The organism is Microbacterium sp. Bi128, from assembly GCF_918698205.1.
Genome location: NZ_CAKKMM010000932.1, coordinates 1 through 2,032 on the forward strand (window position 1 = coordinate 1; position 2,032 = coordinate 2,032).

Genomic DNA, 2,032 nt, shown 5'->3' on the forward strand with positions numbered 1-2,032 from the left:
GAGGAGCACTGTCTCCGGGGCCGGCGCGGGCGATCCCGGCGGCCGGCACCCATGGCAGACCATGCCGCCGAGCGGCGCGGAAAAGGCGGTGTGCGGCCCGGGCGCACCGCACCGGGCGCAGTCGGTGAAGCTGGGCGCCCAGCCGCCGGTCGCGAGGGCGCGGAGCAGGTAGGAATCCAGGATGAGTTCGGGTGCGTGGTCGCCCCGACTCAGGGAGGCGAGGGCCCCCACCAGCAGGTTGTACTGGGCGGTGCCGGCTTCGCCGTCGACGTCGGTGAGCTTCTCCGCCGTCTCGGTCATGGCGGCCGCCACCGTGTACCGGCCATAGTCCGCGGCGATGTTCCCGCCGTAGGCGCCCTTGGCCACGGCCTGCGTGACGACGTCCAGGGTGCGCCCGGAAATCAGCTGGAGATCGGCCACCATGAACGGTTCCAGCCTGGCGCCGAACCGGCTGCTGGTGCGCCGGACCCCCTTGGCCACCGCCCGCACCTGGCCGTGGTGCTTGGTCAGCAGGGTGATGATCCGGTCGGCCTCGCCCAGCTTGTGGGTGCGCAGCACGACGGCGTCATCACGGTAGGCACGCGCTGCAAAGGATTGTTGGACCACAGTTAATCTTCGCACTGTCTTTACGGAATCACGGCATGGGCAGCGCCGCCGAGGCAGAACGGTAAAAGACTGAGGTAAAAGACTGAGGCAAAATACTGCGCCGCCGGAGTGTTCCGGCGGCGCAGTCATACATTGGTTCGCCAGTGCCTGCCCGTCCGGGGACGGATCAGGCGCGGACGGATCAGGCAGGGACGAATCGAGCAGCGACGGATCAGGCGCGGGCGTCCCGGATGGCGCGGTTCACGGCCGAGATGACGGCCTTGAGGGCTGATGTGCTCGTGTTGGCATCGATCCCCACGCCCCAGAGCACGCGCTCCCCCACGGCGCATTCGACATACGCGGCGGCCAGGGCGCTGCCGCCCTCGGAGAGTGCGTGTTCGCTGTAGTCCAGGACCCGGACGTCCACGCCGTCCTCGCGCAGGATGCTCAGCAGGGCCGCGATGGGGCCGTTCCCGGTCCCGGTCCGGCGGACCTGGGTCCCGTCGATCTTCAGGGCGGCGGTCAGGGTCATGTCGCCGTCTTCGTCCGTCTCGGTGCTGATCGAACCGAGGGCGTAGCGGCCCCACTGCGTGTCGGCAGAGCCCGAGGGCAGGTATTCGTCCTGGAAAACCTGCCACAGCTGGGGTCCGCTCACTTCTCCGCCGACCGTGTCGGTCCGTTTTTGGATGACGCCGGAGAACTCGATCTGGGCGCGGCGCGGCAGGTCCAGGCTGTGCTCGTTCTTGAGCAGGTAGGCGACGCCGCCCTTGCCGGACTGCGAGTTGACCCGGATGACCGCCTCGTAGCTCCGGCCGAGGTCCTTCGGGTCCACCGGCAGGTACGGGACCTGCCACGTGTAGTCGGCCACGTCCTTGCCCGCCGCGGCCGCGTCCTTTTCGAGGGCCTCCAGGCCCTTCTTGATTGCGTCCTGGTGCGAGCCGGAGAATGCCGTGAAGACGAGGTCTCCGCCGTACGGGGACCGCTCGGCCACCGGCAGCTGGTTGCAGTACTCCACCGTGCTGCGGCTTTCGTCGATGTCGGAGAAGGCGATCATCGGGTCGATGCCCTGGACGAACATGTTCAGGCCCAGGGTCACCAGGTCCACGTTGCCGGTCCGCTCGCCGTTGCCGAAGAGGCAGCCCTCGATCCGGTCTGCCCCGGCCAGGTAGCCCAGCTCGGCGGCGGCAACGCCGGTGCCGCGGTCGTTGTGCGGGTGCAGGGACAGGATGATGCCTTCGCGCGGGTGCAGGTTCCGGCTCATCCACTCGATGGAGTCGGCGTAGACATTGGGGGTGGCCATTTCCACCGTGGCAGGCAGGTTGATGATGACCTGACGGTCCGCCGAGGCCTCGAAGACGTCGGCGATCGCGTTGCAGACCCGGATGGCGTACTCCAGCTCGGTGCCGGTGAAGGACTCGGGCGAGTATTCGTAGGTGATGTGCGTATC

General features: G+C 68.2%; 2 protein-coding genes. Both read right to left on the reverse strand.

Features of this window, described 5'->3' with window-relative positions; all coding sequences use genetic code 11:
- Positions 1 to 606, reverse strand: a 606-nt coding sequence (recO, locus tag LQV45_RS28160) for a DNA repair protein RecO (protein ID WP_230010225.1), incomplete at its 3' end; no start/stop codon positions are given.
- Positions 607 to 817: 211 nt separating this feature from the next.
- On the reverse strand, positions 818 to 2,032 hold a 1,215-nt coding region (locus tag LQV45_RS28165), incomplete at its 5' end, for a 2-isopropylmalate synthase (RefSeq protein ID WP_230010226.1).